Origin of the sequence: Diaphorobacter sp. JS3051, from assembly GCF_015832135.1 — a bacterium.
GTDB classification, from domain to species: Bacteria; Pseudomonadota; Gammaproteobacteria; order Burkholderiales; family Burkholderiaceae_C; genus Diaphorobacter; species Diaphorobacter nitroreducens.
On the sequence record NZ_CP065406.1, the window covers coordinates 4,114,942 to 4,141,728 of the forward strand.

Genomic DNA, 26,787 nt, shown 5'->3' on the forward strand with positions numbered 1-26,787 from the left:
CAGAAAGGGGCATGGTTTGAACGACATTGTGGCCGGCGCGATCCGGTGGACGTTGCAGCTCGTGGTCGTCGCCATGGGTGCACTTTTTTTCCTGAGTCTGCTGGCCGCAGCCGCCGTTCTGGCACTCGTGTGGGGCGCACGCGCCGTGTGGGCGCGCCTCACGGGCCGCCCGGTCATGCCCTGGGCCATGCGCATGAACCCGCGCGAGGGGTGGAGCACCGTGTACCGCAGCACGGCGCGCTGGACGGCGCCCGGCCCGACGGCGCATGCCCCGCAGCGCAGCACGGACGTCACCGACGTCGTGCCGCGCGAAGTGCATTGATTGCTATTGAAAAATGAGCTGCTTGCGCTTGCTGGATAAGCGCTGGAGGCTTAAAAGGCTATAACACTCTTTGCCCCGCGCATTCAGCCGTTGGGCGGCCCGTATTGCGCGATCACCTGTTGCTCGGTGAGCGTCGGCGTCTGGTTCGCGAAGGCGTAGTACGCGGGCTTCTTGTCGATGTAGATCTGGCTGGCCAGTTCGAAGTCCTGCGTCTCGAAGGCCCCGGCGGGAATGAAATATTCGCCCGTCGCCAGCAGCTTGTAGTACAGGTGTGTTCCGCAGCGCGTGCAGAAGGCCCGCTGTGCCCAATCAGAGGACGCATACACGCCGATATGCTCCTCACCCGTGAACTCCACCTCCGGCCCGCAATGCACGGCCAGCAGCGGCCCGCCACCCCAGCGGCGGCAGAAGCCGCAATGGCAGGCGCCGATTTCCTTGGCCGCGGGGGACGTGAAGTGGACTGCGCCGCAAAGACAATGACCGTTCATCTCGTGTTCCTTTCAAGCGGGAGGGCAGGGGCGCATCTTACGGGGGCAGGGCGGCAACACAATGTCACGCGCGGCTCGGTCTGGCGGTGGGGTGGCGAGCCCTATCATGCACGGCATGAGCCCTGATGACATCCGCCACCTGTTCGACCTCCAGCGCCAAGCCAGCCGCGCCCACCCCGATGTGCCCTTGATGGTGCGTCGAGAGCGCTTGCTGCGGCTGTCCAAGATGCTGGACGAACATGGGCCGGTGCTGGCAGCGGCGGTGCAGGCGGACTTTGGCATGCGCTCACAGCGCCTGACGGAGGTGGCCGACCTCTTCGTGCTGCGCGCGGAACTGGGGCACACGCTCAGGCATCTGGCGCGCTGGAGTCGGCGCACCAAGGTGCGCACGCCGCTGTTCCTACAGCCCGCACGCGGCTGGATCGAGCGCCAGCCGCTGGGCGTGGTGGGCATCATCTCGCCGTGGAACTACCCGGTGCAGCTGGCGCTGGGGCCGGCCATTGGTGCGCTGGCCGCGGGCAACCGGGTGATGCTCAAGCCGAGTGAGCTCACGCCCCACACGTCCGCCCAACTGGCCGCTCTGGTGGCGCAGTTCTTCGCACCCGAAGAGTTCTGCGTGGTGCAGGGCGACGCGGCCACGGCCGCGCTCGTGGCATCGCTGCCGTTCGACCATCTGGTGTTCACCGGCTCCACCGCCGTGGGGCGCAAGGTGGCGCAGGCGGCGGCCGCCAATCTCACGCCGACCACGCTGGAGCTGGGCGGCAAGTCGCCGTGCATCATCGATGCGGACTGCGACATGCAGGAGGCCGCGCTCAAGATCGCCCATGGCAAGCTGCTCAACGCGGGCCAGACCTGCATTGCACCCGACTACGTGCTGCTGCCGCGTGGCAACGAGGCGGCCTTTGCCGAGGCGTTCCGCGTGGCGGTGGCGCGGCTGTTTCCGTACTTCGAGGGCAACCCGGACTACGCCTCCATCATCAGCACGCGCCACCTCGCACGGCTGCGCACCATGCTGCAGCAGGCCCAGACGCAAGGGGCGGAGGTACACGTGCTGCATCCCGTGCCGGGCGCACCCCCGCCACCGCCTCCGGGTATCGGCGACGGGGTAGGGCGGCAGATGGCGCCAACGCTGGTGTTCGGTGCCAGCCCGAACATGCAGCTCATGCAGGAAGAGATCTTCGGGCCCGTGCTGCCCGTGCTCAGCTACGAGCGCCTGGACGATGCCATTGCCCACATCAACGCGCACCCGCGTCCGTTGGCGCTGTATTGGTTCGGGCGCAGCGAGGCGGTGCGCGACGATGTGCTGCGGCGCACCGTGAGCGGCGGCGTCTCGGTGAACGACACGCTGATGCACATCGCGCACGACGCGCTGCCTTTTGGCGGCGTGGGTGACAGCGGCTGGGGCGCCTACCATGGCGAGGCGGGCTTTCTGCGCTTTTGCCACCAGAAGTCGGTGCTGGCGCAGTCGCGCTGGTCGCTGGGACACCTGCTATACCCGCCCTATGGCGCGCGTTTCGACCAGGTGATGGCGCTGCTGCGCCGCCTGATGTAGCGCGGCGTGGCCGTGGCATGTGCGCTATGCCACAGATGGCCGCGTTTGCGTGCAATGGCGGGGTTGGCAAGGTGGAAACTGCGGGGCATGAGAGGCGAAGCGGCATTTGCGCGAAAATGCTGGGTTTTTCGCTTTTCACCTGCTTTCGTTTTCCCATGTCCAGTATCCAGGTTCGTCCCGCCACCCTTCGCGATGCCAAAGCCATTGCCCAGGTTCATACCTCCGCCGCGTTGGAAGCTTACCGAGGGCTGCTGCCTGACGATCAGTTGAAGTCCATGTCGTCCGTCGAGAAGCGCCAAGCCTACTGGCGCGAGGCGATCGAGTATTGCGAGCCCCAGGTCCAGGTGGCCGTGGACGGCGACAAGATCGTCGGTTTCGTCGGCTTCGACCGCTCGCGTGATGAAAAGACGCGCAACACCACCGGTGAAATCTGGGCCATCTACGCGGCCCCCTCGCATTGGAACAAGGGTGTGGGCGTGGCCCTGTGGGACGCCGCGCGCGAGGGCCTGCACGAAGAGGGCTGCACCACCGTGACGGCCTGGGTGCCGCTGCGCAATGAGCGTGCCCTGCGCTTTCATGAACTTGCCGGCTTCAAGCGCGAGATGACGACCGCCAAGACCGCTGTGGTCGGCGGCGTGAAGATCGAGGAAGTGCGCCTCAAGCGCCCGATCAACTGAGCCCCGCCATGATCCATTGGAGCGAACACGGCGAGGACCGCAGCGCGCCGTGGCGCTCCGAAAGCGGCGCCAGCGCGCCGCGCCGGGTGGTGTTGGCTGACGACACGCTGGCTGCCGATGCGGCCTATCGCCTGGTATGCGAAGGCACGGGCCTGCTGTGGCGCGGCGACTTTCAGAACGCGCGCCATCTGCTGGACGCGCTCAAGCGCCGTATCGAACGTCCGCGCAAGAGCGGCAAAGGCGGTCGGAACAGCGCCGTGCCCGCGGCGGAGTTCCCGCACGCCTTTCATCTACATCGCCAGGCGCAGGCACAGCGCGCCCGCCTGCTGGGGCTGCTGCTGATCGAGCTGCAGCCCGACTGGGGCATCGCCCTGCGCCGCGCGCCCGACTGGCGCGCGGCCTGCGCCGAGGCCTGGGGCCCGGCGCTGCATGAGTCCACCATTGTCTCGCTGCGCGAGTTGCTGGGCGCCGTGGGGGCGCACGAATGGCGCCGCAAGGGCGTGGATGTGCCCGCTCTGGGTGCACGCATTTACCCGCATTACGGCGTGTTTTCGCCCGTGCGGGGCGAGTATGTGGACCTGGTCGCCCAGGCCCCGCTGCCGCCGGGCGCGGATGCGCTCGCTTTCGAGATTGGCACCGGCACCGGCGTGCTGGCCGCGGTGCTGGCACGGCGTGGCGTGGCCCGCGTGGTGGCGACCGAGTTGGACCCGCGTGCCCTGGCCTGCGCGCGGGACAACCTGACGCGGCTGGGCCTGGAGGACCGCGTGCAGCTGCTGCAGACCGATCTGTTCCCGCCCGCGACCACCTTCGGGCGGGCGCCACTCATCGTCTGCAACCCGCCCTGGCTGCCGGCCAAGGCCAGCGCGCCCATCGAGCGCGCGGTGTATGACGAAGACAGTCGCATGCTGCGTGGTTTTCTGACGGGGCTGCCTGCGCACCTGGCGCCGCACGGCGAGGGATGGCTCATCCTGTCGGATCTGGCGGAGCATTTGCGCCTGCGCACCCGCGATGCACTGCTGGGCTGGATTGGCGCCGCGGGGTTGCGGGTGCTGGGCCGCCACGACATCCGCCCGCGCCACGCCAAGGCCACCGCCGGTGGCGATGCACTGGCCGGCGCGCGCGCGGCCGAGGTCACGTCGCTGTGGCGCCTGGGTTTGGCGAGTCCGACGCAACAGTCCTGAATCGCATGCGCTCGGGCGGTATGACGCTCCTGTTTTTATAGCTTACAGCGCTTGAACAGTAAGCGCTAGAGGCTTGTTTGACCCATAAACTGCTGATGAGCACGCCCGCACCACTGCTGCTCGCCCCCATGGAAGGGCTGCTCGACTTCGTGCTGCGCGACGTGCTCACACGGGTGGGCGGGGTGGACCGCTGTGTGTCCGAGTTCATCCGCGTCACCGGCAGCCTGCTGCCGGACAAGGTGTTCCTGCGTTCCATACCCGAGCTGAACCACGGCGGCCGCACGCTGGCAGGGGTGCCCGTGCGGGCGCAGCTGCTGGGATCGGACCCGGTCAGCATGGCCGAGAACGCGGCCCGGCTGGCAGAGCTGGGTCCGGAAGGCATTGACCTGAATTTCGGTTGCCCCGCCAAGACGGTGAACCGCCATGGGGGTGGCGCGGCCCTGTTGCGCGAGCCCGAGCGCATCGCGGCGGTGGTGGAGGCGGTGCGCCGCGCCGTGCCCGCGCATGTACCGGTGTCCGCCAAGATGCGCCTGGGCTACGACGATGCAGGCCTGGCGCGTGAATGCGCGCAGGCCATGGCACGCGGCGGCGCCTGCGAGCTGGTGGTGCATGCGCGCACGAAGGCCGACGGCTACCGCCCGCCCGCGTACTGGGAGCAGATCCCCGCGATTCGCGAGGCGGTGGGCATTCCGGTGGTGGCCAACGGCGAGATCTGGACCGTGCAGGACGCGCTGCGGTGCCGCAGCGTGTCGGGCTGCGACGCTCTTATGCTGGGCCGCGGCATCGTGGCAGACCCGGGCCTGGCACTGTCTATCCGCGCGCACGACCGCGGTGCGCCTGCACAGGGCCTGCCCTGGGAAGACCTGCTGCCGCACATGGCGCGCTTCTGGCATCTGGTGTGCGAAGACCTGGAGCCGCGCCAGCGCGCCGGCCGGCTCAAGCAGTGGCTGAACCTGCTGCGCCGCCGTTACCCGCAGGCGCAGGCCGCGTTCGACGAGGTGCGCGTGATGACCGACCAGCAGGCCATTACCGCGTGGGTGGCGCGCGTCTGCGCTGGGGCATCTGTCACAGCAGGTGGTCGGGCGCCAGCGGCCCCAGCAGCTTGAGCAACAGCCGCAAGGCCAGGCTGCTGTCGGGGTCGGTGTGCGCATCCTCCAGGCCGCTGCCCTGCGGCGCGCGCCAGACCAGGTCACCGTCGGCGCTGCGTTGCAGGTGCCACGCCCCCTCGCGCATGGCGGTGTCGATTTGCTGCGCAGCTTCGGCGGCCAGGGCGCGGCTGCGAATCAGCAGGGCGATCTCGGTGTTGTGCAACTGGGAGCGCAGATCCAGGTTCATGGAGCCGACCACCACCATGCGGCCGTCCACGACCATGACCTTCGAATGCAGCATGGAGCGCGAAGCCCCCGCCGCGCTGGCGCCCGAACTGCCAAAGGCCGAGCGCAGGCCGGCCTGCTCGCTGCGCAGTTCGTACAGCTCCACACCCATGGCCAACAGGTCTTTGCGGTGGCGGGCATAGCCCACGTGGGCAATGGGCGCGTCATTGGACGCTAGCGAATTGGTGAGCAACCGCACACGCACGCCGCGCTGGCGCGCTCGTGCAAAGGCGCGCTTCATGTCGTCGCCTGGAACGAAGTAGGGTGAGATGATGAGCAGCTCGCGCCGTGTACGGTCCATGAGGGTGAGCAGCCCGTCCACCACCGTGTCCCCGCTGGACACGGGCGCTGCGGGCGCCGGCGGTGCCTGGGGCGTGTCGCTGGCTTCCGGATGGGCGCCCGGCGTTGTGCCCGCGCGTATCGCGGCCGATGGTGGCGGTTCGTCACCCTCCAGCGGAATCTTGGTCGGCTCGTCCACCAGCATGGCGGCGGGCGCCCATATGAAATCGACGGTGCGCAGGTCCATGGGCTGCGTGTCCCACTGGGGCGATGAGGCGCTGGGGCGGTCTGCAGGGGTGGTGGAGCCGGGCGAGCCGGCTTGCGCGCCTGCCTTCTCGCCACTGCTGCGCACCTGCGCACGCAAACGGTCCAGCTCTTCTCGGCTGACGAGCGACTGCACGGGATAGGCGCGCGGGTTGTTCCAGTAGCTGTCAAAACTGCGCGACATGTCGGCCACGATGGGGCCGACGGCCAGCACGTCCAGGTCAACAAAATTCTCGGCCTCTGCCTTGCCGAAGTACGCGTCGCCCAGATTGCGCCCTCCGGTCACGCCCATCATGTTGTCGGCCAGGAACAGCTTGTTGTGCATGCGCTGCTGCACACGCGAAAAATCGCTGACCGCGCCCCACATCCGGCCCAGGAACGATGCGCGGGGGCCCGCCACCGGGTTGAACATGCGCATCTCGATGTTGGGCTCGAACGCCATGCGCATGACCAGCGCGTTGCGCCCCGTGCTGTGGAAGTCGTCGAGCAGGATGCGCACGCGTACGCCGCGCCGCGCTGCGTTCACCACGCTGCGCAGCAGGTGCGCGGAACTGGCATCGGCATGGATGGCGTAGTACTGCAGGTCCAACGTCTTTTGGGCCGACTGCACCAGCGCGAGCCGGCTGCCATAGGCCTCCTGCGGGCCGCTCAAGAGGGAGAATCCTGACGCATGGCGGGCGCCTGCCTTCTGGCGCAGCTGTTGCACTATGGTGGCTAACTCCGTAGGCTCGCCCGCCGTGTCCAACGCCATGGACACGGGCCGGTCCACATCCTTGGGCAACCCACCGCAACCGCCGAAGGACAGGACCAGCAAAGCCATGATCGGCCAGCGCGACCAGGTGCGATGGCGAAGGTGGCGGAGCAGGTCTATGAAGGACATCGAACGCAATAAGGTGAGGTGACGACAGGGGTATAGCGCGAAACTCGGCAGCGCGACTGTCGGACAACGGCATGCAAGCACGCGGGCGTGTGGCGCATCGCCTGGACTGCGCAGGGGGAATTCAGAAGTCCGCGCGCCCCGCGATGCGGGCCGCCACCCGTAGATCGGGCCCCACCTGCTGCACGGTTTGGAATTGCATCGGAATCCCGTCGGCCAGCGTCTGCAACGGCCCCCAGTTGGACAGGCCCTGGGCTCCCTGGCCTAGCATGAGCGGGGCCAGATAGAGCAGCAACTCATCCACGAGCCCTTCCCGCAGGAAGGAGCCGTTGAGCTTGTGACCGGCCTCCAGGTGCAGTTCATTCACGCCTTCGCGGGCCAGGTCGCGCAGCAGGGCGGGCAGATCCACCTTGCCCTGGTCATTGGGCAGTTCGGTGATCGTGGCGCCGCGTGCCCGCAGCGCCGCGGCGCCAGCGGCATCTGGCCGGGCGGTGTAGATCAGTACACGCCGGTCGGCAACGTCGAACAGCCGGGCATTCGCAGGCGTCTGCAGCAGGCTGTCGACAATCACCAGATGCGGCTGGCGTGGGGTAGCGATCTCCCGCACATCCAGGCGCGGATCATCCGCCAACACGGTACCGATGCCTGTCAACACGGCGCAGGCGCGGGCACGCCAGGCATGCCCGTCGGCACGGGCCGCCGGGGATGTGATCCATTGGCTGGTGCCATTGGCCAATGCGGTCACGCCATCGAGCGAGGCCGCGGCCTTCATGCGCACCCAGGGGATGCCGCGCACCATGCGGCTGAAGAAGCCGATATTCAGTTCGCGCGATTGCGTACCGCCGGGGCCCACCTCCACCTGCACTCCCGCAGCCCTCAGCCGCGCGAACCCTTGACCCGCCACCAGCGGATTGGGGTCGGCGATGGATGCCACTACGTGTGCAATGCCGGCCTGAATGAGCGCATCGCAACAGGGGCCGGTGCGCCCCTGGTGTGCGCACGGCTCCAGCGTGACGTATGCGGTGGCGCCGCGCACGTCGCATCCCCGCGCGGCTGCGTCACGCAAAGCCATCACCTCGGCATGGGGTGCCCCTGCGCGCTGGGTAAAGCCCTGGCCCAGCATGTTGCCGTTAACGTCGGTGATGACGCATCCCACGCGGGGGTTGGGATTGGAAAGAAAAAGCGCCTGGGCGGCGAGCCCAAGCGCTTGGTTCATGTAGGGGGAAATCTCAGTCATGGCGCCGCGATGGTAGCGCCCTGGGCTGAATTTATTTGCCCCAGCAGTCGGGGTCGTAGCCGCTCTCTCCGGACTTCTTGCCGGCGGCTCCTCGCACGCCGGTATTGCTGAGGGTGTATGTGCCGCATTTGTCGCTGGCTTGTGGCCCAGGATTCTTAGGGGTCGCGGTCAGTGTGAAAGCTGAATTTGTATTTCCGTTGGCAAAACCAATGACATAGCGCTTCGTTGGATCAGGTGTCCCATCGGCCAGGTGCCATTGGAGTGGGTTGGGTAGAACGGTGGGGTAGACACCGGTGGCGGTGGCCGCTCGCTCTAGCCATTGCTGAGCCTGAAGCAGCCCCGCTCGCGCATCGGCGCGGTGGCCGCGTCGCACGTATTCGGTGTAGCTGGGGTAAGCAATTGCAGAGAGAATGCCGACGATCGCCACCACGATCATTAGTTCGATGAGAGTGAATCCTCTCTGCTTGGTTATTTGCCGCATCATCAATTACCTCTTATTTGAGTTGGCGCCAGCTTGGGCGCAACGATTGCTCTGGCATACGGTTCAAATTGTCGTTCTTGCCTGAGCCAAGACCTCCCCCAGTCAGGTCTGTGATGCGATCGCGTTTTGTGATCAGAACCGGCGTGCCAGTCTTCACGGCTGCCCGTGCCACGTTCTTGTCGCCGGAGTTGTAGATGCCATTGTTGTCATAGTCCACTAGCTGAACCGACGGGCGTTTGCCATCCATGATGTTGATCAGTGTGCGGAACTGACTTCCTGCACTAGTGTCTACTTTGACCGGCACACAGCTTTCATTAATGTTGTCGCTTTCGCTGTTTTTGGTGCCAGCAGGTGATTCGCTGTAGACAGCGAGAATATTGCTGCCGTCAAAAAATTGCAGGGGTTTCAGCAGTCGCTCGCCACTGAATGGCAAGTCGAGGTACCAACCCCCATAGTCCTTCCAAGTTTCTTTCTTCAATTCTTGCGTGGCCGTTACGGTGCCAAAATCCCCGTCCACTGTCGTGATGGTTTGCTTGGCAAGGGGCTTGTTGACAGGGGCAGGTGTGGGCACGCCATCACCATCGCCGGGGTGAACCTCTAGCGAACTTTTGTCCGTCTTCAAGCGATAGCGCGTGTTATCCAGTACGGAATACAGCGTTTGCACAGGCTGCGTAATATCAGTGCGCCGATCGTTCGATGTGAGGTTTCGGCCCGTACCGAAGGCAACCATAATTCCTCCCACCGGAACTGTCTTGGCACTGGTGCCGGTGCCCACGGTCATGGCGCGGTCGTTGGGGCGGACAATCGGGGGAGCGGTGATCGGTTGCACCGTGTTGCGAGGGCTGCCGGTATTGTTGGTGGCGGGGCCGCGGGCGGTAAAGAGTGGCTGGTTATTACCGAAGGCAACGCTCCAATCGCTCTCGGTAGCGCTGGTCACGTCAAACTTCCAAAGGTTACCTAAGTTGTCGCCGGCATAAACCACATCGGTCTTGCCATCGCCGTCCAGATCGACCAAAGCTGGCGATGCCAGACCGTTGTCAATAGCGTTGCCAGTTCCAGTCGTGTCGGTTGTGGCCTGGATACGGATGAGCTTTTTGTCGCCATCTAGGTATTGGACCAACAGCACCGGGCGCTGGTTGGTGCTGTTGTACCCGTTGCCCATCACCACCGCCCACCGCCCATTGTTCATGCGCGTGATCTGTGTGGCTTCTTGCAGGTTGGCGGGGTTGCGGCCCGGCTTGGCGACTATGTTGCCAATGTCTTTGCTCTCCTCTACGGCTATCGCGCAGGCTGTTTTTGCATCGCCCGAGAGCGCGCCGCAGTTTGGTGCGGCTTCGCTATTACCACGCGTGCGGTCCAATTGCACGAGATCAGCGGCGGCAGTGCCAAAACTGGCTGGGTTAGTCACGTCCAGCACAAAATATCCCTTACCACCGGCACCCAGCGAGCCAACTAGCAAGGTTTTCCAATTAGCACCGTCCTTGATGTCACCGGTCATGGGTGACCCATCGACGTAGTAGCGATGCTGATAATCTTTGTCAGCAAGGGCTTTTAATCCACCCACCACGCCACGAGGGACATACGCGATCAACTCTTTGCCGTCGGTTGCCGAGAACCCGTGCAGCATGCCATCGTTGCCGCCGACATAAATAATGGGCGTGCGATCTTTTTGGGCTGCAACGAAGGATGAATAGCCCATCGCATAGTTGCTGGACGGTCGGCCGGTGTACCAGATCTCAGAATTGACGATGTCGCCTTGCCGGCTGTACCGCACGCGTAACGGCCTTTCTGGCGTGGTTCCTTCCAGCCTGCGGTCACCGCGAATGTAGTTGACGAGATTGATGCCCTCGGTCTTCAAAGGATCCTGCGTGGTGTCGCCCGAAGTAACGCCAAGCAGTGCTAGTTTCTGAGCTGTGCTGTAACCGATCGCTGTGCTGCTGTTCCATTTGAACGGAATGCCACGATTTGTGTCGTCACTCCAACTCAGAACTAACCTGGTATCCACCGAGCCATCCACAGGCCAAGCCTCATCGAGCCGCTCTGCTGTGGATTTGCCTTCCCACCCCGCCGTGGTGTCAGGAAAACGGATGCACTTGAGAGTCGGGTCATCTTTTGTAGGGCATGAGTATTCTTCTGGTTCCACTGCGCGCGTTGCCGTTATGAAACCGCTCCAGCCTCTCTTTGGACTGTAGACCGACGCAAAAATTCCCGCGTTGTTCTGCGAAACGTTGTAGCCGCTGGTACTGCCGCCGCCGGCAATTTCGTCGGGTAGGGGGGCACTTTCTTCATTGATCTTGCCGATGATTTCGGTGAAAGCCTTTGCAAGATCTTGCGCTTCCGTTACAGCGTAAAAGCGACCACGTCCATTGATGGCAGCATGCCAAAGATCCAGGGCGCGATCTGAGTTCGAATCACTCTTGTGATGATTACTGGAGAGCAAGTCTGGCCATTGTGCCCAGCCTGTTACTAAGTCCACGAAACCATCGGTGTATGCAAATGGAACTTTTTCTGCGGGTGCCGTAATGCTGGGGCTCAATTGCCATTTCGTCGCTTGCTCACTGAAGCCAATCGTATACGTGACCATGTGTGGCCAAGTGGCAGGATTATATTTTGGGTTCCAATATTTTTCAAGAGTGATTGACTTGGTTTCGGTGCCATCTTTTATTGTGCAAAGATTTGTATAAGAATCCCATGTCCCCGGCATAGCTTCGCACTTAGAGCGCTTGCTGGACCCCGAAATTGTAATACTCTTGAATTTGTCTCTTGTTGCGGAAAAACTTTCGGTGGCGGGAGCTTCTTCATAGATTTTAGAGGGTTTTAACTTATCTGCATCCTTCAAACTCCCCGAAGGTTGTAAAGGCTCCATCCAGCTTTTGAAAGCCCAGTCGGCCACCATATCGGAAAAACTGTCACGATAAACGCGGGTTTGATCTGAGGTGGTGGTGTAAACTTTTCGATCATTTAACGCGATCCAGTCTTTTCCATCTTGTTCGCCGCTTTTATAGGAATCGTCAAGGCTGTTCCATACCCCATCTGTCATCATGATGTGATAGTTGCGACGGCAACCTAGATACTCAGTGCTTTTGCTTCCGGTGCCCCCTGGATCAGTGGACCAAGGGCTGTTTTTGCTAAGAGTTCGTCGCATGTAAGCATCAGCCTTGCTGAACATCTCATGGGAAGGGGTCCCATTATTCGCGCTGAGCTTGCTGATAAAATCCAAGAAATTTGTGCGGTGAGTCGTAGTTCCTACAGTGGCATCTATAGGGCGCATGGAATTGGTGTTCATCTTGTCGCTATTAACACTGGCTGCGCCACTGGACTGTCCATTATTGTGCATTGCCTGCCATGCAATGCGCAATTTGTTTTCTGGTATCAGCTCCTTATTGCTGAAAACAGTTTGCAGAGCAAACTTAAGGACATTGATGCGTTTGGCATCGCTCGCCCACGTTCCATCATCTTTAGGTTCGGTGTAGCCTTTGCCAGTTTCTGAAGAGCCAGCGCTGGTGGTTTTTACGCCCCAATTCATACTTCCTGAGTCATCAACCGAGATAATCACGTTTGGTGCCACAAAAGCAGATTTGGATGTGGGTAGCGGTGGTTCCTGCACCAATTCCAGCGCCCAAGCAGGGCTCAGGGCGCAGCCAGTAGCGATAGCCAAAAGATTTTTCTGAAGGGGGAAATTCTGAGTGCGGTGCATGAAGTGCTCCTTCTGCGTAGAGTCAGTGCAAGAGATCTCAATCTTTGGTGCGTTGACGTGCATAGGTTTCCTGGAGCACGACGGTAGTGTTAGGGAAATCCTGCAAAACCCCGAACGCAGTCTGCTAGAAGCCAGGAAGTCATGGCATCCTCCCCGCCCATGAAGCAAAGCAGCCTTGACCTGAAACTGAGCACCAAAAAGACCCGCAAGCAAGAACTGCTGATCCAGATGGATTTGGTGGTTCCCTGGGCTGCTCTGGTCGAACTCATTGCGCCCTATTACCCCGAAGGCAAGAACGGCCGCCCACCCTTTGCCCTGGAGACCATGCTGCGCATCCACTGCATGCAGCAGTGGTTCACCCTGTCAGATCTGGCGATGGAAGAGGCCTTCTTTGACACCCCGATCTACCGGGAGTTTGCAAGTCTTGATGCCCATGGGAGGGTGCCTGACGAGAGCACCATCCTGAGGTTTCGTCATCGGCTGGAGAAACACAAGCTGGCCGAGCAGATTCTGGCCACTGTCAACGAGCTTCTGGCAGCCCAGGGCTTGCTGCTCAAGGCAGGCACTGCGGTCGATGCCACACTGATCGCAGCGCCTAGCTCTACCAAGAACAAGGACAGAAAGCGCGATCCAGAGATGCATTCGAGCCAAAAGGGCAACGAATGGCACTTTGGCATGAAGGCCCATATCGGCGTGGATGCGGACTCGGGACTCGTGCATACCGTCATAGGCACCTCGGGTAACGTGGCCGACGTTGTAGAGGGCAACAGCTTGCTGCACGGGCAGGAGACAGACGGGTTTGGTGATGCGGGCTACCAAGGTATCGACAAGCGCCCGGATGCCAAGGAGGCAGTGCGGTGGCACATCGCGATGCGCCCAGGCAAACGCAGAGCGCTGGACAAAGAGAACAACCCCGTTGACGCGCTGATAGACCAAGTGGAGAAGATCAAGGCGAGCATCCGTGCCAAGGTGGAGCATCCCTTCAGGGTGATCAAACGACAGTTTGGATACACCAAGGTGCGCTACCGGGGATTGAAGAAGAACACGTTGCAGCTCAAGACGCTGTTTGCGCTGTCCAATCTTTGGATGGTGCGCCATCAATTGCTGGAGGCGCAGGGATGAGTGCCCCTGAAATCAGGCAAATGGCCGCAAAGGCGGTGCAGATGGCCCGCAAGGGCGTGGAAAGTGGTGCGAAGACCCAGGCTAAACGCCATCCATCGCACTATCTGAAACCGGTGACCTTGTAGCACTTACGCATTCGAGTTATTCAGGGCATCCTTAGGTTTGATTCCCTTGGCTACTGCAGTAATGCGATAGACCACGTACACATCCAAATTCAACGGTAATTGGTTGGTGCTTGAGTCCACGATCAAGCTGGCGGTCTTGGCCTTCTCGCTGTAGCGCAGGATTTCGATCCAATACCACCCACCTTGGCCTTCAGTGCGGTCAGCTAGGATGGGGTTGGCGGGCTGGTCCGTGGTGCCTAAACCAGCACCGGTGAACTGGCCATATCGGGCTCCTACGCTCTCCTTCGTGAGATCGGTCAGTGGTACTTCACCCAGGCTGGTATCTGCGGCAGGGGTGACTGTGGTCGAGCTCTTCTCGTAATTCCAGAAGTCCTGTCTTCCGACGCGTCGCGCACACAGGCCATCTTTACAGCGCGTGGGTTCCGCCTCAAGTTTCGTAATCAAGGGATTGATTTCGTTGGTGTCGCCCGGGAACTGCAGTGCGCTGGAGTACCCCCGACATGGGGGGGCACTGCATGGCGAACCATCAGCCATTTCGCCGCGAATGTCGAGTTCTGCGTCTTGCAACAAGGCTTGAGCTGCTTCAAATGCGCGTTGGTAGTCAGCGTCGTTGCTCACCACCATTTCATTGAACAGTGAGGTGCGTGATGCCCACAGTGCCAAGAGCATCGAGAGCATGACAAACACTATGACCACGAAAAGTGCAACGCCTCGTTGCCGGCGCGGCAGATCGCGCTTGTGGGCACCATAGCGAATTCGGCGCGACGCGGCTGAGCCCAAGCGGGTAGACATAGTTGCTGTTGAATGAATTTTGGAACGGGAGGGCATCAGATCAACCCTTGACTGCGCAACTGGTAGGTGGCACGAAAGAGCAGATGCATGCGGTTCCTGCGCTCTCCTGCAAGAGCGGTCATGTCTACGCTCGTGCCCGTACAGTCGGTGTAGCTGCTTCCGGCCGGCATGTTGATCGTCTCACTGCCGTAGAGCACCATGCACACCTGAACGCCCTGCACGCGCCGCCATCTGTCAGTGGCGCTACTTGCGGGCATGTCACTGCCTTTTGTGTACTGCACCTTGCTACCTGTGCCGGCTGCTACCGTCTGCTCTAGATAGCTAACTTGGAATTGCGCGACGTTGCGCGTAATCGCCTGTGAGGCTGCGCCATTTCCGGCGCATTTCAATTCGTGCTTGGTGCTATCAAGAGTGAAGATGCTTTCAACGCGTTGATCAGTGCTGCTGTTACCTGGCGCACCCACGCAGTTGCGAGCCAGATAGTCGGTTCCTGCGCTGGTGGCTGTGGCATTGGCGGCTTTGAAAACGGTGTCCGGGTACCGGCGAAAACCTGTTGTGAGGGCGTCGGCACTGCCTGACAGTGTGTCGTTTTGATCGAAACTGTTGCCGCTGTCCTGCGCCGTAGCACTGATTTCAAACACCACAGGACTCAGCACATCAGTGGAGGCACCTCCGATCGGATCGGGGTTCAAATACAGCGAGCCTGCCTGCCGCAGTTGCTGGCTGATTATTCTGAGCGTAAATGCCGCCTGTTGTTGAATGGTGCTGGCATCGCTCACCGTGCCGGAAATTCCGCGAGAGGCCATCAACGCACCCATGGCGACCGCGACGACCAATAAGCCGATAGCTAGGCCGACCATGAGCTCCAGCAGTGTTACGCCGCGCTCCCTTTTTGGTGGAATGCTATTTTTTGTGAGGAAAGGCTGATCAGGTTGGTGCGAAGTGCTAGTTTTTTTTGAGATCACGCATCACCTCCTTCACGAGCAATAGAGCGTCATCGTGCCGCTGCCATCCGCATAGGGGGCACAGCGCGCAGCCACCGGGATGTATTGCAGGTGGCAGGTTTTTTCCGCAGGGCAGGCATTGGCGTCGTCGGTTCCCGCAGAAAAGGTGTCGTCGGCGGCGCGGACTTTGGTAGCGTCGATGGCGTCGTTCTTGGTTCCGTCTCGCTCGTTTTCACGCCAAGCGATGATCACGCCCAGTTGTCTGCGGTTTGCGTCGACGGTTTCGCCTGGCGTCAAAAAGAGGCTCGCCTGTCCCCCTGGGAGGGCTTGTTCTACCGTAGTTTTCCATTGCTTCAGGTCGTACCCCGCCTGTTCGGCGGGGACACACGCTGATTTACCGCAGTCAGAGGCTGATAGATCTCCCGCCTTTTCGCCGAAACCTGACTCGTAGTTCCCAAGATTCAACAATGCATTGGGGCTGGCCCGCATGCGCTCGCCTAAATCTTCAATCAAGCGGATGGCCTGCGCGCGGCGCACCGTCGTTTGTGTGTCGGCCAGCGTACGCATTTGCACGCCTACGATACCCAGAATGCCCAATGCCGCAATGACGATGGCAACGAGGGATTCGATCAGCGTGATCCCTCGTTGTTGATGGAAGTGGAACGATCTTACGAATTTGATGCGGAGCATGGAATGTCCTCGGGGGGAATAACCTTGACCCGCCCGCCAGAGCTCATGCAGACACCGCGTGCGGCCGGATCAGAATTTGATTTGTTCAGCGGAACTAGGCTGAAGCCAAGCCATGTGCCATCCACTAAACCCCAGCGATTGAGCTGGATGGTTTCGCCACCGCCAGTTCGCGTGACTTGAACCCTTGAGGGCGTGTCGAAACTCTGCAATACAGCTTCGGTGTTGTCGCACTTGCCGTTGTTGTTAGCGTCTTCACACACGAACCAACCGCAATCCCACTCCTGTTTGGCGCTTGTTGTGCATTGGGCGGTGTTAGCACTTTTCTGTATGACGATGCCGCCACTGCGCTTGATGGCCTCTGATCGTGCAAAGTAGATGGAGGACTGCAGTTCTTCCACCGCTTGCCGCACGCGCCACCGTTCGATAATCGGCATAAAACTGGGCGCCGCCAAAGAGGCCAGGACGGCCAGGATGGCTACAGCGACCATCAACTCGATCACAGTGAAGCCACGCTGCAAGGTCCCATGACCAGAATGCTGCGGCATGTGCGAGGGGCAGGGTAGGTGCAACGATTGCATGCTGCTGATGCTATTCGTGACATTTGCCCTGGGCATCCCCCTGAAGGATGGACGGAGCAACTGCGCTGACAAGCGGTATGTGAGCGATGCCTGGATTTCAGGCTCCCATTTCACTGTAGGCTCCCCCTATGTCCTTCTGGATATCAGATATAGCTGCATCAGCCTCAGCCCTGCTGGTGGCGCTCGCTATCGACCGCCGGTGGGGCGAACCTCCCGCGCGGTGGCATCCCGTGGTTTGGATGGGGCGGGCACTGCAAGCCTGCGGAGCGCATGTGGCACCTTTGCGGGACACTGGGCGTGATTTATGGTTATTTGGGAGCGCTGCGGCTTGCTGGTGCGCTTTGGCAGCTATTATTTTGGTAGTAGCGTTTGCGCTGCAGGGGGCTGCTCTCGCTTGGCTGCCCAACTGGGGGGCGGGGGTAGTACTCGGATTGCTGCTAAAACCTCTGCTGGCCTGGCGCATGCTGCGCGGGGAAGTGCTGGCGGTGGAAGATGCGCTGGCGCAGTCGCTGGATGCGGGGCGCGAGCGACTGTCCTGGCTGGTCAGCCGTGATGTGCAAGGGCTCGATGCGGCGGCCGTGCGCGAGAGCGCCATTGAATCCCTGGCCGAGAACCTCAGCGACTCCGTGATTGCGCCGCTGTTCTGGTTCGTGCTGCTGGGCCTGCCCGGTGCGGCGCTTTACCGCTTTGCCAATACGGCCGACGCGATGTGGGGATACCCCGGCATGCGCGGTGGGCGCTACTGGCAATGGGCGGGCAAGTGGGCGGCGCGTGCGGACGATGTGCTGTCCTGGCTGCCCGCGCGCATCACGGCGGTGCTGTTGTGGGGTGTGTCGCGTGGCAACGGCGCCCGCTGGACTGATCTGCGCGCGCAGTCGCGTCTCACGCCGTCGCCCAACGGCGGGTGGCCCATGGGGGCGATGGCGCTGGCGTTGGGGGTGCGCCTTTCCAAACCAGGTGTGTACGTGTTGAACGCCCCCGGGCATGCGCCCCAGGCCGCGGACACGCAGCGTGCGGTGCATTTGGCATCAAAAACACTGCTAGCGATTGCAGCGCTTGCGGTAGCAGCTCTGTTATTGATAGCTATAGTGCACACCCATGTCTGACCATGCGCCACAGCACGGCGGCCCGGATGCGCTGGGCGTGCCGCTGCATGACTTCTCCACCAACGCCAACGCCTGCGGTCCTTGTCCGCAGGCCATCGCGGCGCTCCGGCAGAGTGACTTCATCCACTACCCCGACCCGGCCTACACCGCGCTGCGCGCGCAGATCGCCACGTTCCACGGCGTGGCGGTGCAGCGCGTGGTGCTCGCCGCCAGCGCCAGCGAGTTCATTCATCGCATCACCGCGCACGCGGCACGCAGCGGCGTGCGCCAGGTCGCTGTGCCCGCGCATGGCTACGGCGACTACACCCGCGCGGCCCAGGTGTGGGAGCTGGACTGCCGCCATACACCTTCTTCTGAGCCGGCGCTGCACTGGGCGTGCGAGCCCGCCAGCCCGTTGGGAACGACCGATGCTGCACTGGCGGCGTGGTGCGCCCCGGCCCCTGTCGGCGTGTTGCGCATACTGGACTGCGCCTACGCACCACTGCGCCTGGAGGGAGCCGCCACCGTAGCGCCTGATGCCGCCTGGCAGATGTGGACGCCCAACAAGGCGCTGGGCCTGACCGGTGTACGCGCGGCCTATGCCATTGCGCCGAGTGCCGCGGTCCCCGATGGCAGTGTCGCCGCTGTGCAGGCGCTGGCGGCCTCCTGGCCGGTCGGTGCCGACGGTGTTGCCCTGTTGGCGGCCTGGGTCCGGCCGGATACGCAGGCATGGCTCGCGCAATCGCTGGCGACCCTGCGCGAATGGAAGGCCGCGCAACTGGCGCTGTGCGCGGCCCTGGGCTGGGCCGTTGCGCCTGGCAGTCTCGCCAACTTCTTCACGGCATGTCCGCCGGTGCAGGATATGGGGACCTTCCTGCAATGGCTGCGCGCGCGTGGCGTCAAGCTGCGCGACTGCACCTCGTTTGGCCTGCCCGGGCACGTGCGCCTGGGCGTGTTGCCACCGCAGTCGCAGCGGGCGCTGGAGGTATCGTGGCGCCTCTACAAGGAATCGCAATGAACAAGACCCGACCCGGGCCGGCGCGCTGCGTCATGGTGCTGGGCACCACCAGCGGTGCGGGCAAGAGCTGGCTGGCCACCGCGCTGTGCCGCTACTACAGCAACCAGGGCCTGAAGGTGGCGCCTTTCAAGGCGCAGAACATGAGCAACAACGCGCGCGTGGTGGCTGCACCGGGCGAGCAGTTCGGCGAGATTGGCAGTGCCCAGTATTTCCAAGCGCTGGCAGCGCGGGCCGTGCCCGACGTGCGCATGAACCCGCTACTGCTCAAGCCCGAAGCGGACACTAAGAGCCAGGTGGTGCTGTTGGGACAGGTGAGCGATGAGCTTTCGCAACTGCCATGGCGCGGCCGTAGCCAGCGTGTGTGGCCGCAGATCGCGGCGGCGCTGGACGCGCTGCGGGCCGAGAACGACGTGGTGGTCATCGAAGGCGCGGGCTCGCCGGCAGAGATCAATCTGCACGCCAGCGACGTGGTCAACATGCGCGTGGCGCGCCATGCTGAGGCGCGCTGCCTGCTGGTGACGGATATCGACCGCGGCGGCGCCTTTGCCCACCTGTTTGGCACATGGGCGTTGCTGCCCGAGGAAGAACGCGCGCTCATCGCAGGCTTCGTGCTCAACAAGTTCCGGGGCGACGAGGCACTGCTGGCGCCCGCGCCGCAAATGCTGCAGGACAAGACCGGCGTGCCCGTCGTCGCCACCATTCCGATGCAGTGGAACCACGGCCTGCCCGAGGAGGACGGCGTGTTCGACATGCGCTCCACCGCCGCGGGTGCCGTGCATACGCGCATCGCCGTGGTGGCGTATCCGCGCATCAGCAATCTGGACGAATTCCAGCCGCTCAAAAATGTGCCGGGTGTGCGTTTGTCCTGGGCGCGCAGCCCCGCGGATGTGGAGGGCGCCGACTGGATCGTCCTGCCCGGCAGCAAGGCCACGGCGGCTGACCTGGCCTGGCTGCGCGCACAGGGGTTGGACGCGGCGATTGCTGCGCATGCGGCACGCGGTGGCCGTGTGCTGGGAGTCTGCGGTGGACTGCAGATGCTCGGCGAGGCGTTGATCGACACCGTGGGGGTGGACGGCAATGGCCCCGGCCTGGGCCTGCTGCCGTTGGTGACGAGCTTCGAGGCCACCAAGACCGTGCGGCCCACGCGCCAGTGCTTCGGCGCCGTACAAGGCGCCTGGCGGCATCTCGCCGGCGTGGCTGTGCAAGGCTACGAAATCCACCACGGCCAGACTGCTCAGCACCCGGCCATGGCCGCCAGCGGCGATGTGGCGCGCGAACTCATGCCCGGGTTGGCGTGGCAGAACCCGGGGGGCAATGTGCTGGGCCTGTACCTTCACGGCCTGTTCGAGGACGCAACCGTGCTGCGGGCACTGTTCGGTGCCGATGCTCCGACGCTGGATGCGGTGTTTGACAGGCTGGCCGCCGGCATCGCACGGCACTTCGAGCCTGGGGTGTTGGATGCCCTCGCTGCGCAGTAAAGGACGATAACTGCGGTTGAATTGCGGTTGTTATCATCCCCGTCCTCAGGTGCCCGCTGCCGCAAGGCAAAGGGAGAATCGGGAAGGCGGTTGGAGTCCGCCGCGTGCCCAACGCTGTAAGGAAGATGACCCCCGCTCAATGCCACTGGCCGCCAAGGCCGGGAAGGCGCGGCGGGTCAGATGAATCCAAGCCAGAAGACCGGCCTGAACGTTCATCGCGCTGCAAGGCCAGGCAGCGTGCGACCTATTCACGCACAGGGGACTGCCATGAATACCGCGCAGGCGCAAGCCACGCAAAGCGTTCACGCCTTTACGCAAGAGGCCCGCGACGCCATTTACCACACCATCTTTTCACGCCGTGATGTGCGGGGGCAGTTTCTGCCCACCCCGGTACCGGACGAGGTGCTCAGCCGCATCCTGACCGCGGCGCACTATGCGCCTTCCGTAGGCTTCATGCAGCCATGGAACTTCCTGGTGGTGCGATCGCAGGACACCAAGCGCCGGGTGCATGATGCCTTCGCCAAGGCCCATGCCGAAGCGGCCGGTATGTTCGAGGGCGACAAGCGCGCGGTGTACCAGCGTCTCAAGCTCGAGGGCATTCTGGAGTCGCCCATCGGCCTCTGCATCACGTGCGACCGCGAGCGCACCGGTCCGGTGGTGGTAGGGCGTACCCACATGAAAACCATGGACCTGTACAGCAGCGTCTGTGCCGTGCAAAACCTGTGGCTCGCCGCGCGCGCCGAAGGGCTTGGGGTGGGATGGGTGAGCATCTTTCACCAGGCTGACCTGCAGCAGGCGCTGGGTATTCCCAAGGGTATCACCCCCATCGCCTACCTGTGTGTCGGCTACGTCAGCCACTTCCACGCCAAGCCCGAACTGGAAACCGCTGGCTGGCTGCCACGCCTGCCCGTGGAAGACCTGGTGTACTTCGAGCAATGGGGGCAGCGCGACGACCAGCAGCCGCTCATCGCGCATCTGCGGTGCGACCAGGCTGCGGCGCAGTGCAGTCGCCAGACCGCACCGGCATAAGCCAGCCACAAGGCATGGGGCCCGCCCCGCAATACGGCCACCTCTTGATATGCGCCCCGTGAGTCGGGGCCGCGCTGGACCTTTTTTTGACAATCGAAACACGCCATGATCATCGACCTGCCTTTCGTTGCTGACTTCACCGATCTGCCACTGACGCAGGCCCTGCAACACAAGCTGGACAACAAGACCAAACCACTGGGTGCGTTGGGGCGCCTGGAGCAACTCGCCCTCCGTCTGGGCCAGATCCAAGGTACCGAATCACCCATGCTGCAGGCGCCGCAGATGCTGGTGTGCGCGGGCGACCATGGCCTGGCGGCCAAGGGCGTATCGGCCTACCCGAGCGACGTGACCTGGCAGATGGTCGAGAACTTTCTGGCAGGCGGCGCAGCCGTGAGCGTGCTGGCGCGCCAGCACGGCCTTCAGCTCACCGTGGCCGACTGTGGCGTGGCGCGCGCAGTACCCGCGCGCGACGTCGTTCCCGGTGCGCCCCGCCTGGTGCACTGCCGCGTGGCGGCGGGCACGCAGGACGCGAGCGTCGGCCCTGCGATGACCGACGCGCAGTGCGCCCAGGCGCTGCGCAACGGCATGGATATCGTGCGCGCCATGCCCGGCAACGCGCTGCTGCTGGGCGAGATGGGCATCGGCAACACGTCCGTGGCGTCGCTGCTGTTGGCGCGTCTGGCAGGCGTGCCGCTGACCGAGTGCACGGGTGCCGGTACGGGACTGGATGCGGCAGGCATCGCGCGCAAGCAAGCCGTGCTGGAGCAGGCGCTGGCGGCCAACGCCGGTGCTACGCAGCCCTTGGAGGCCCTGGCCGCCCTGGGTGGTTTTGAAGTCGCCACGCTCACCGGCGCCGTGCTGCAGGCCGCCGCCGAGCGTCGTGTGATCGTGGTCGACGGCTTCATCACCTGCGCGGCTGTGCTGGTGGCCGTGCGCCTGGCGCCTGCCGTGCTGCAGCGCTGTGTGTTTGCCCATCGCTCCGGCGAACGGGGCCATGGCCACATGCTGCAGGCTTTGCAGGCGCAGCCGCTGCTGGACCTGGGGCTGCGCTTGGGAGAAGGCTCAGGTGCCGCTCTGGCTTGGCCGTTGCTGGAGTCGGCATGCCGCGTGCTGCGCGAGATGGCGAGTTTTCAAGCGGCCGGGGTGGACGGAGCGATGCGCTAAGTGTCTTGCCGGCACTTGCCATCTTCAGGATGGGCGCATGAGGAATTCGAAGGGGCTGTGCAACCAGAAGCCGTCCTATCACGCACCGGTAAATAGTTAAATACTATCGATCTAATTTGCCAATTGATGAAAAAGTGGTAAGAATCGTCTCTACCAAGTGACCTATTGAAGCCCTGGTAAGGGTGCGTGAAAATCACGGCGCGTGTCGCCAGCGGCGACGCGGCAGAGGCCCCCGGGGGCTGCTGATCGATAGGTTGAAGGGAAGAGAGGCACCTTATGACTTGCATCGATGAACAGCCCGCTCCCGTCCTGATCATTTCCGGCACGCGCCCCGAGATCATCAAGCTGGCACCGGTATATCACGCCCTGCGAGGCGCGCAAAGCGTTCGCCCCGTGTGGCTGCACACCGGCCAGCACAGCGACATGGCCGTGCAGATGCTGGACTGCTTCGATATCCGGCCCGACCATGTGCTCGAGCGCCAGGGAAGCACGCTCCTGGATTTCAGCCTCGGGTGCCGCCGCCAACTGGAAGGCGTGATGGGGCAGCAGCCCTGGAGCGCCGTCATCGTGCAGGGCGACACCGAAAGCGCGTTCCAGGGAGCGCTGGCGGGTTTCTCCCATGGCCTGCCGGTGTTGCATGTCGAGGCTGGGCTGCGCACCTACAACCTGCGCCGCCCGTTCCCCGAGGAAGGACTGCGTTTGAGCGCAAGGTGCCCTTCTCGGTGGGGGTGGTACCGCACTACAAGGACCCGCTGGGCGCCCAAAGCGCGGGCGTGCCCACCGACATTCCCATGGCGAACGCCCTCAACCTGCGGCTGGCGCTGGACTACGCGCTGGCGCGTGGCGGCGAGATCCTGCAGCACGGCACCACGCACCAGACCGAGGGCATGATCAACAATGCATCGGGTGCCACGGGCATCGACTACGAGTTCTGGGACACCGTCAACGACCGCCCGCTGCCCGGTGATTCCGTGGACTGGGCGAAGAACCGCATCAACAACGGCCTGCGCCAGATGCTGGACCTGGGCTATATGCCCGTGGCGTGGGAGACGCCGCACTACGTGGGCTCGCCGTCCACGCTGCAGGCCGTCGCGCAGATCTACGAGATGGGCTACCAGCGGCACACGTACTACACGTCCGACCAGCCCGACCTCAAGGCCGGGGACTACATGGTGGACCAGTTCTTCCCCTTCGTCATCGAGCGCGACCGCTATGGCCTGCGCGTGCTGCCGGAGAACCTGGGCAACCTGCAGTATTTCGAGTTCGGGGCGGATGAGGAGCTGACATCCAAGGAGGTGCTGGAAAACGCGCGCTACCAGAAGGTCGTGCGTGACGGCTTTGCCTCGTTCTTCTTCCACCCCTTCCTGGCGGTTGAGTCCCAGGCGCAGAAGTATGACGGGCGCGGTTATACGCACCTGAAGGAAATCGTGGATGGCCTGACGGCCATGGGCTACACGTGGACCTCACCCAGCCGCCAACGCAAGCCCTGACCCTGACACGGCGCGCGGCCATGGTGGCCATGCTGCCGTGCGCGGTGTCTTGGCCGTCGTCGTCCGGCGCGCCATTGCGCCACCTCGGCGGCATGGTGTGGCAGCCCAGCCTGCGCACGCTGCGCCCCCAGGGCAACTGGGCGCAACTGGGCGTTCGCCGCCTGTTGGTGCAATGGACGGTGGTGGATTCACAGGCTTTTGTGCCGGGCACCGGCTTGCCTCCGATCGCGGCTGAGCTACCCGACTGGGAGCGCATCGCCGCCGAGCCCTGGGCCCAGGAGGTGATCGTGGGCCTGGCGGCCATGCATGGCGAGGCGCAGGCACGTGCCTCGGTGGCGCTGCTGGTGGAGCAGGCGCACGCCCTGGTGCCCATCGTGCAGCGGCTCCCGCTGAAGCTGGGTGGCTGGTATTTCCCCCTGGAGGTGGATCCCACCTGGCTGCCGGGGCCAGAGTGGTCCCAGGGCCTGGCGCAGTTGCCACGCCCGCTGTGGATCAGCGCCTATGACAGCGCCAACCTTGGCCCGCACGCGCTGGCGGACTGGATCGAGCGCTGGCTGCCGGCCGATGTAGGGGTGTTCTTCCAGGACGGCGTGGGCGTGCATGCGCGCAGTCCGGAGGTTGCGCTGAAGTACTTGCAGGTGCTGACCTACCGCCTGGGTCAGGCGCGCGTGCAGATGATTGCCGAAGCTTTTCGCCCCGCGCCAGAAGGCGGGTTCCGCAGCGCCACGGCGGCGGAGTTCCTGCCGCAGATCGATGCCTACAAGGGGTGGGAGGTGCTGGCCTTCGACGGCCCGCACTACCTGGGAGAGCCGCTGGTGGCTGAGCTGGTGGCGCAGGGCGTGCGCTGATGCCGGCGGCTGCCGCGGCAGCACCCCGCAAGGTTGATCAACCCGCGTTGAACGGCGCCGGCGTCTTCGGCTCGTAGTCGCACCAGGGTGCGACCACGCATTCCCAGCAGCGCGGTTTGCGTGCCTGGCACACGTAGCGGCCCAGCAGAATCAGCCAGTGGTGGGCGTCCACCAGATACTGCGGTGGCACGCGCTGCAGCAGCTGCATCTCCACGGCCAACGGGTTCTTGCCGGGCGCCAGGCCGGTGCGGTTGCCCACGCGGAAGATGTGTGTGTCCACCGCCATGGTGGGCTGGCCGAACGCCACGTTCAGCACCACGTTGGCGGTCTTGCGGCCCACGCCGGGCAGGGCTTGCAGCGCCTCGCGCGTGCGCGGCACCTGGCCGCCGTGCTGCTCCACCAGGATGCGGCAGGTCTGCATCAGGTTCTTCGCCTTGGTGCGGTACAGGCCGATGGTCTTGATGTAACCCTCCAGGCCGTCCAGGCCCAGCTCCAGAACGGCCTGCGGTGTATTGGCGACGGGAAACAGCCGGCGCGTGGCCTTGTTCACACCCACGTCGGTGGCCTGCGCCGACAGCAGCACGGCGGCCAGCAGCTCGAATACGTTGGTGTATTCCAGCTCGGTGTTGGGCTGCGGGTTGGCGGCCTGCAGCGCCGCGAAGAAGGGCTCGATGTCCTGGGGCTTCATGGGCGGCGATTGTCGCCGGCTGAGGGGCGCGCCGCAGGAAAGCTGCGCGGCAATTGGCGACAATGGGGGCTACCGTCTTTCACCCATCCACCCGATTGCCGTCCATGCCGCTTGCCTTTGCCGACCGCCTGAATAACGTTGAAACCTCCGCCATCCGCGAACTGTTCAAGCTGCTGGGCAAGCCCGGCATCATCAGTTTTGCGGGCGGCTTCCCGGACAGCGCCATGTTCGACGTGGCCGGCATCCGCGCCGCCAGCGAGCGCGTGCTGGCCGAGGAGCCCGGCGCCGCGCTGCAGTACGGCGCCACCGAGGGCTACCAGCCGCTGCGCGAGCAACTGGCCACCTTCATGCAAGGCAAGGGCGTGGCGGGGCTGGCGCCCGAGCAGCTCATCGTCACCACGGGCAGCCAGCAGGCGCTGGACCTGCTCGGCAAGACCATGATCGACCCCGGCGACAAGGTGATCGTCGAGGGCCCCACCTTCCTCGCGACCATCCAGTGCTTTCGCCTCTATGGCGCCGAGGTGATCAGCGCGCCCGTGGACGGCGAGGGCGTGCAGCCCGATGCGCTGGAGCGGCTGATCGTCGAGCACCGCCCCAAGCTGGTCTACCTGATTCCTACCTTTGGCAACCCCAGCGGCGCCACCTTGAGCCTGGAGCGCCGCAAGCGCGTGCTGGAGCTGGCCGCGCGGCACCAGGTGCTGGTGGTGGAGGACGACCCCTATGGCGACCTGTACTTCGGCGAGGCGCCGCCGGCCAGCCTGCTGGCGCTCTCGGCCCAGGTGCCGGGCAGTCGGGAGTGGCTGGCGCACTGCGGCAGCCTGAGCAAGGTGCTGTCCCCCGGCCTGCGCGTGGGCTGGCTGATCGCACCGCCCGAGCTGCTGGCGCGCGCCGTGATGTGCAAGCAGTTCAGCGATGCGCATACCAGCACCTTTGCCCAGGCCACGGCCGCGCAGTACCTCAAGAGCGGCGCCATGCCCGCGACGCTGGCCCATGTGCGCGCCGTGTATGCCGAGCGCGCGCAGGCCATGGGCGATGCGCTGCGTGCGGAACTGGGCGATGCGGTGGAGTTCGTGCAGCCGCGCGGCGGCCTGTTCCTGTGGGTGCGCCTGACAGGGGCGCGCGGGCTGGAGCGTGATGCCGGCGCATTGGCCAAACGCGCGATCGACAAGGGCGTGGCCTTCGTGCCCGGCACGCCGTTCTTCAGCCAGAACCCCGATGCGGCCACGCTGCGCCTGTCGTTCGCCACGGCCGATGTGGCCAAGATCCGCGAAGGCGTGGCGCGCCTCGGGCAGGCGCTCAAGGGTTGAA

The 26,787-nt window shown here is 63.8% G+C and carries 25 protein-coding genes, 1 pseudogene and 1 riboswitch; of the genes and pseudogenes, 16 read left to right on the forward strand and 10 right to left on the reverse strand.

What is annotated here, in order from left to right:
• The first annotated feature begins 16 nt into the window (after positions 1–16).
• On the forward strand, positions 17–322 hold the full coding sequence (locus tag I3K84_RS19645) for a hypothetical protein (RefSeq protein WP_047349461.1): 306 nt from the start codon (positions 17–19) through the stop codon (positions 320–322).
• 83 nt (positions 323–405) lie between these two features.
• On the opposite strand, the gene I3K84_RS19650 is transcribed toward I3K84_RS19645, so the two are convergent.
• Positions 406–810: a GFA family protein gene (locus tag I3K84_RS19650; RefSeq protein WP_011806317.1), complete on the reverse strand. Its 405-nt coding sequence runs from the start codon at positions 808–810 to the stop codon at positions 406–408.
• 115 nt (positions 811–925) lie between these two features.
• On the opposite strand from I3K84_RS19650, the gene I3K84_RS19655 reads away from it, so the two are divergent.
• The 4 genes from I3K84_RS19655 to I3K84_RS19670 all read left to right on the forward strand — a co-directional run bounded on the left by I3K84_RS19655 (position 926) and on the right by I3K84_RS19670 (position 5,326).
• Positions 926–2,362, forward strand: a complete 1,437-nt coding sequence (locus I3K84_RS19655) for a coniferyl aldehyde dehydrogenase (RefSeq protein ID WP_196995197.1) — start codon at positions 926–928, stop codon at positions 2,360–2,362.
• Positions 2,363–2,517: 155 nt separating this feature from the next.
• Positions 2,518–3,039, forward strand: a complete 522-nt coding sequence (locus I3K84_RS19660; protein ID WP_047349507.1) for a GNAT family N-acetyltransferase — start codon at positions 2,518–2,520, stop codon at positions 3,037–3,039.
• An 8-nt stretch (positions 3,040–3,047) separates the two neighbouring features.
• Entirely contained in the window at positions 3,048–4,220 is a 1,173-nt protein-coding gene (locus tag I3K84_RS19665; protein ID WP_196995198.1) for a class I SAM-dependent methyltransferase, read from the forward strand.
• A gap of 95 nt (positions 4,221–4,315) precedes the next feature.
• Positions 4,316–5,326 (forward strand): tRNA-dihydrouridine synthase, encoded by a 1,011-nt coding sequence (locus I3K84_RS19670; protein ID WP_196995199.1) that lies wholly within the window; start codon positions 4,316–4,318, stop codon positions 5,324–5,326.
• On the opposite strand, the gene I3K84_RS19675 is transcribed toward I3K84_RS19670, so the two are convergent.
• The 4 genes from I3K84_RS19675 to I3K84_RS19690 form a co-directional block, all read right to left on the reverse strand.
• A complete protein-coding gene (locus tag I3K84_RS19675; RefSeq protein WP_196995200.1) occupies positions 5,286–7,016 on the reverse strand; it encodes a phosphatidylserine/phosphatidylglycerophosphate/cardiolipin synthase family protein in 1,731 nt (576 codons plus the stop codon). The two genes, I3K84_RS19670 and I3K84_RS19675, sit on opposite strands and share 41 nt — an antisense overlap.
• A gap of 121 nt (positions 7,017–7,137) precedes the next feature.
• On the reverse strand, positions 7,138–8,229 hold the full coding sequence (ribD, locus tag I3K84_RS19680) for a bifunctional diaminohydroxyphosphoribosylaminopyrimidine deaminase/5-amino-6-(5-phosphoribosylamino)uracil reductase RibD (RefSeq protein ID WP_370567755.1): 1,092 nt from the start codon (positions 8,227–8,229) through the stop codon (positions 7,138–7,140).
• A gap of 52 nt (positions 8,230–8,281) precedes the next feature.
• Positions 8,282–8,734, reverse strand: a complete 453-nt coding sequence (locus I3K84_RS19685; protein ID WP_370567756.1) for a type IV pilin protein — start codon at positions 8,732–8,734, stop codon at positions 8,282–8,284.
• Between the two features lie 10 nt (positions 8,735–8,744).
• On the reverse strand, positions 8,745–12,428 hold the full coding sequence (locus tag I3K84_RS19690) for a pilus assembly protein (RefSeq protein ID WP_196995202.1): 3,684 nt from the start codon (positions 12,426–12,428) through the stop codon (positions 8,745–8,747).
• 159 nt (positions 12,429–12,587) lie between these two features.
• Between I3K84_RS19690 and I3K84_RS19695 the strand changes: the two genes are divergently transcribed.
• Together I3K84_RS19695 and I3K84_RS22475 are read left to right on the forward strand one after the other, a co-directional pair.
• Positions 12,588–13,550 (forward strand): IS5 family transposase, encoded by a 963-nt coding sequence (locus tag I3K84_RS19695; protein ID WP_011806097.1) that lies wholly within the window; start codon positions 12,588–12,590, stop codon positions 13,548–13,550.
• Positions 13,547–13,675: a hypothetical protein gene (locus I3K84_RS22475; protein WP_255352815.1), complete on the forward strand. Its 129-nt coding sequence runs from the start codon at positions 13,547–13,549 to the stop codon at positions 13,673–13,675. The genes I3K84_RS19695 and I3K84_RS22475 overlap by 4 nt, the downstream gene beginning before the upstream one ends.
• A gap of 3 nt (positions 13,676–13,678) precedes the next feature.
• On the opposite strand, the gene I3K84_RS19700 is transcribed toward I3K84_RS22475, so the two are convergent.
• The 4 genes from I3K84_RS19700 to I3K84_RS19715 are packed head-to-tail and all read right to left on the reverse strand — an operon-like array spanning position 13,679 to position 16,646.
• Positions 13,679–14,503 (reverse strand): PilX N-terminal domain-containing pilus assembly protein, encoded by an 825-nt coding sequence (locus I3K84_RS19700; RefSeq protein WP_231403369.1) that lies wholly within the window; start codon positions 14,501–14,503, stop codon positions 13,679–13,681.
• Positions 14,503–15,432 (reverse strand): PilW family protein, encoded by a 930-nt coding sequence (locus I3K84_RS19705; protein ID WP_231403370.1) that lies wholly within the window; start codon positions 15,430–15,432, stop codon positions 14,503–14,505. The genes I3K84_RS19700 and I3K84_RS19705 overlap by 1 nt, the downstream gene beginning before the upstream one ends.
• A gap of 12 nt (positions 15,433–15,444) precedes the next feature.
• Positions 15,445–16,101, reverse strand: coding sequence for a type IV pilus modification protein PilV (gene pilV / locus I3K84_RS19710; RefSeq protein WP_196995203.1), 657 nt, complete (start codon positions 16,099–16,101; stop codon positions 15,445–15,447).
• Positions 16,080–16,646, reverse strand: a complete 567-nt coding sequence (locus I3K84_RS19715; protein WP_196995204.1) for a GspH/FimT family pseudopilin — start codon at positions 16,644–16,646, stop codon at positions 16,080–16,082. The genes pilV and I3K84_RS19715 overlap by 22 nt, the downstream gene beginning before the upstream one ends.
• Positions 16,647–16,807: 161 nt before the next feature.
• On the opposite strand from I3K84_RS19715, the gene cbiB reads away from it, so the two are divergent.
• The 8 genes and pseudogenes from cbiB (at position 16,808) to I3K84_RS19755 (ending at position 24,791) form a co-directional block, all read left to right on the forward strand.
• Positions 16,808–17,785, forward strand: a complete 978-nt coding sequence (gene cbiB, locus I3K84_RS19720; RefSeq protein WP_196995205.1) for an adenosylcobinamide-phosphate synthase CbiB — start codon at positions 16,808–16,810, stop codon at positions 17,783–17,785.
• Entirely contained in the window at positions 17,778–18,782 is a 1,005-nt protein-coding gene (locus tag I3K84_RS19725) for an aminotransferase class I/II-fold pyridoxal phosphate-dependent enzyme (RefSeq protein WP_196995206.1), read from the forward strand. Before cbiB ends, I3K84_RS19725 begins: the two co-directional genes overlap by 8 nt.
• On the forward strand, positions 18,779–20,260 hold the full coding sequence (locus I3K84_RS19730; RefSeq protein WP_196995207.1) for a cobyric acid synthase: 1,482 nt from the start codon (positions 18,779–18,781) through the stop codon (positions 20,258–20,260). The genes I3K84_RS19725 and I3K84_RS19730 overlap by 4 nt, the downstream gene beginning before the upstream one ends.
• 30 nt (positions 20,261–20,290) lie before the next feature.
• Positions 20,291–20,483: riboswitch (cobalamin riboswitch) on the forward strand.
• A gap of 44 nt (positions 20,484–20,527) precedes the next feature.
• A complete protein-coding gene (gene bluB / locus I3K84_RS19735) occupies positions 20,528–21,289 on the forward strand; it encodes a 5,6-dimethylbenzimidazole synthase (RefSeq protein ID WP_123675944.1) in 762 nt (253 codons plus the stop codon).
• A gap of 105 nt (positions 21,290–21,394) precedes the next feature.
• A complete protein-coding gene (cobT, locus tag I3K84_RS19740) occupies positions 21,395–22,453 on the forward strand; it encodes a nicotinate-nucleotide--dimethylbenzimidazole phosphoribosyltransferase (protein ID WP_196995208.1) in 1,059 nt (352 codons plus the stop codon).
• Positions 22,454–22,876: 423 nt separating this feature from the next.
• Positions 22,877–23,113 (forward strand): annotated as a pseudogene (locus I3K84_RS22375) (UDP-N-acetylglucosamine 2-epimerase); the annotation flags it as partial.
• A gap of 50 nt (positions 23,114–23,163) precedes the next feature.
• Complete coding sequence (locus I3K84_RS19750; RefSeq protein WP_231403371.1) at positions 23,164–23,943, forward strand: polysaccharide deacetylase family protein; 780 nt, start codon at positions 23,164–23,166, stop codon at positions 23,941–23,943.
• A complete protein-coding gene (locus tag I3K84_RS19755) occupies positions 23,910–24,791 on the forward strand; it encodes a hypothetical protein (protein WP_231403372.1) in 882 nt (293 codons plus the stop codon). Before I3K84_RS19750 ends, I3K84_RS19755 begins: the two co-directional genes overlap by 34 nt.
• A 37-nt stretch (positions 24,792–24,828) precedes the next feature.
• On the opposite strand, the gene nth is transcribed toward I3K84_RS19755, so the two are convergent.
• Positions 24,829–25,479, reverse strand: coding sequence for an endonuclease III (gene nth, locus I3K84_RS19760; protein ID WP_047349476.1), 651 nt, complete (start codon positions 25,477–25,479; stop codon positions 24,829–24,831).
• A gap of 104 nt (positions 25,480–25,583) precedes the next feature.
• Between nth and I3K84_RS19765 the strand changes: the two genes are divergently transcribed.
• A complete protein-coding gene (locus tag I3K84_RS19765) occupies positions 25,584–26,786 on the forward strand; it encodes a PLP-dependent aminotransferase family protein (protein ID WP_103737483.1) in 1,203 nt (400 codons plus the stop codon).
• Position 26,787: the final 1 nt, after the last annotated feature.

Bases quoted from the DNA above. Each gene is read 5' to 3' on its own strand.
- I3K84_RS19650 (WP_011806317.1), bottom strand. From the start codon at position 810: ATGAACGGTCATTGTCTTTGCGGCGCAGTCCACTTCACGTCCCCCGCG.
- I3K84_RS19655 (WP_196995197.1), top strand. From the start codon at position 926: ATGAGCCCTGATGACATCCGCCACCTGTTCGACCTCCAGCGCCAAGCC.
- I3K84_RS19660 (WP_047349507.1), top strand. From the start codon at position 2,518: ATGTCCAGTATCCAGGTTCGTCCCGCCACCCTTCGCGATGCCAAAGCC.
- I3K84_RS19665 (WP_196995198.1), top strand. From the start codon at position 3,048: ATGATCCATTGGAGCGAACACGGCGAGGACCGCAGCGCGCCGTGGCGC.
- I3K84_RS19670 (WP_196995199.1), top strand. From the start codon at position 4,316: ATGAGCACGCCCGCACCACTGCTGCTCGCCCCCATGGAAGGGCTGCTC.
- I3K84_RS19675 (WP_196995200.1), bottom strand. From the start codon at position 7,016: ATGTCCTTCATAGACCTGCTCCGCCACCTTCGCCATCGCACCTGGTCG.
- ribD (WP_370567755.1), bottom strand. From the start codon at position 8,229: ATGAACCAAGCGCTTGGGCTCGCCGCCCAGGCGCTTTTTCTTTCCAAT.
- I3K84_RS19685 (WP_370567756.1), bottom strand. From the start codon at position 8,734: ATGATGCGGCAAATAACCAAGCAGAGAGGATTCACTCTCATCGAACTA.
- I3K84_RS19690 (WP_196995202.1), bottom strand. From the start codon at position 12,428: ATGCACCGCACTCAGAATTTCCCCCTTCAGAAAAATCTTTTGGCTATC.
- I3K84_RS19695 (WP_011806097.1), top strand. From the start codon at position 12,588: ATGAAGCAAAGCAGCCTTGACCTGAAACTGAGCACCAAAAAGACCCGC.
- I3K84_RS22475 (WP_255352815.1), top strand. From the start codon at position 13,547: ATGAGTGCCCCTGAAATCAGGCAAATGGCCGCAAAGGCGGTGCAGATG.
- I3K84_RS19700 (WP_231403369.1), bottom strand. From the start codon at position 14,503: ATGCCCTCCCGTTCCAAAATTCATTCAACAGCAACTATGTCTACCCGC.
- pilV (WP_196995203.1), bottom strand. From the start codon at position 16,101: ATGCTCCGCATCAAATTCGTAAGATCGTTCCACTTCCATCAACAACGA.
- I3K84_RS19715 (WP_196995204.1), bottom strand. From the start codon at position 16,646: ATGCCGCAGCATTCTGGTCATGGGACCTTGCAGCGTGGCTTCACTGTG.
- cbiB (WP_196995205.1), top strand. From the start codon at position 16,808: ATGTCCTTCTGGATATCAGATATAGCTGCATCAGCCTCAGCCCTGCTG.
- I3K84_RS19725 (WP_196995206.1), top strand. From the start codon at position 17,778: ATGTCTGACCATGCGCCACAGCACGGCGGCCCGGATGCGCTGGGCGTG.
- I3K84_RS19730 (WP_196995207.1), top strand. From the start codon at position 18,779: ATGAACAAGACCCGACCCGGGCCGGCGCGCTGCGTCATGGTGCTGGGC.
- bluB (WP_123675944.1), top strand. From the start codon at position 20,528: ATGAATACCGCGCAGGCGCAAGCCACGCAAAGCGTTCACGCCTTTACG.
- cobT (WP_196995208.1), top strand. From the start codon at position 21,395: ATGATCATCGACCTGCCTTTCGTTGCTGACTTCACCGATCTGCCACTG.
- nth (WP_047349476.1), bottom strand. From the start codon at position 25,479: ATGAAGCCCCAGGACATCGAGCCCTTCTTCGCGGCGCTGCAGGCCGCC.
- I3K84_RS19765 (WP_103737483.1), top strand. From the start codon at position 25,584: ATGCCGCTTGCCTTTGCCGACCGCCTGAATAACGTTGAAACCTCCGCC.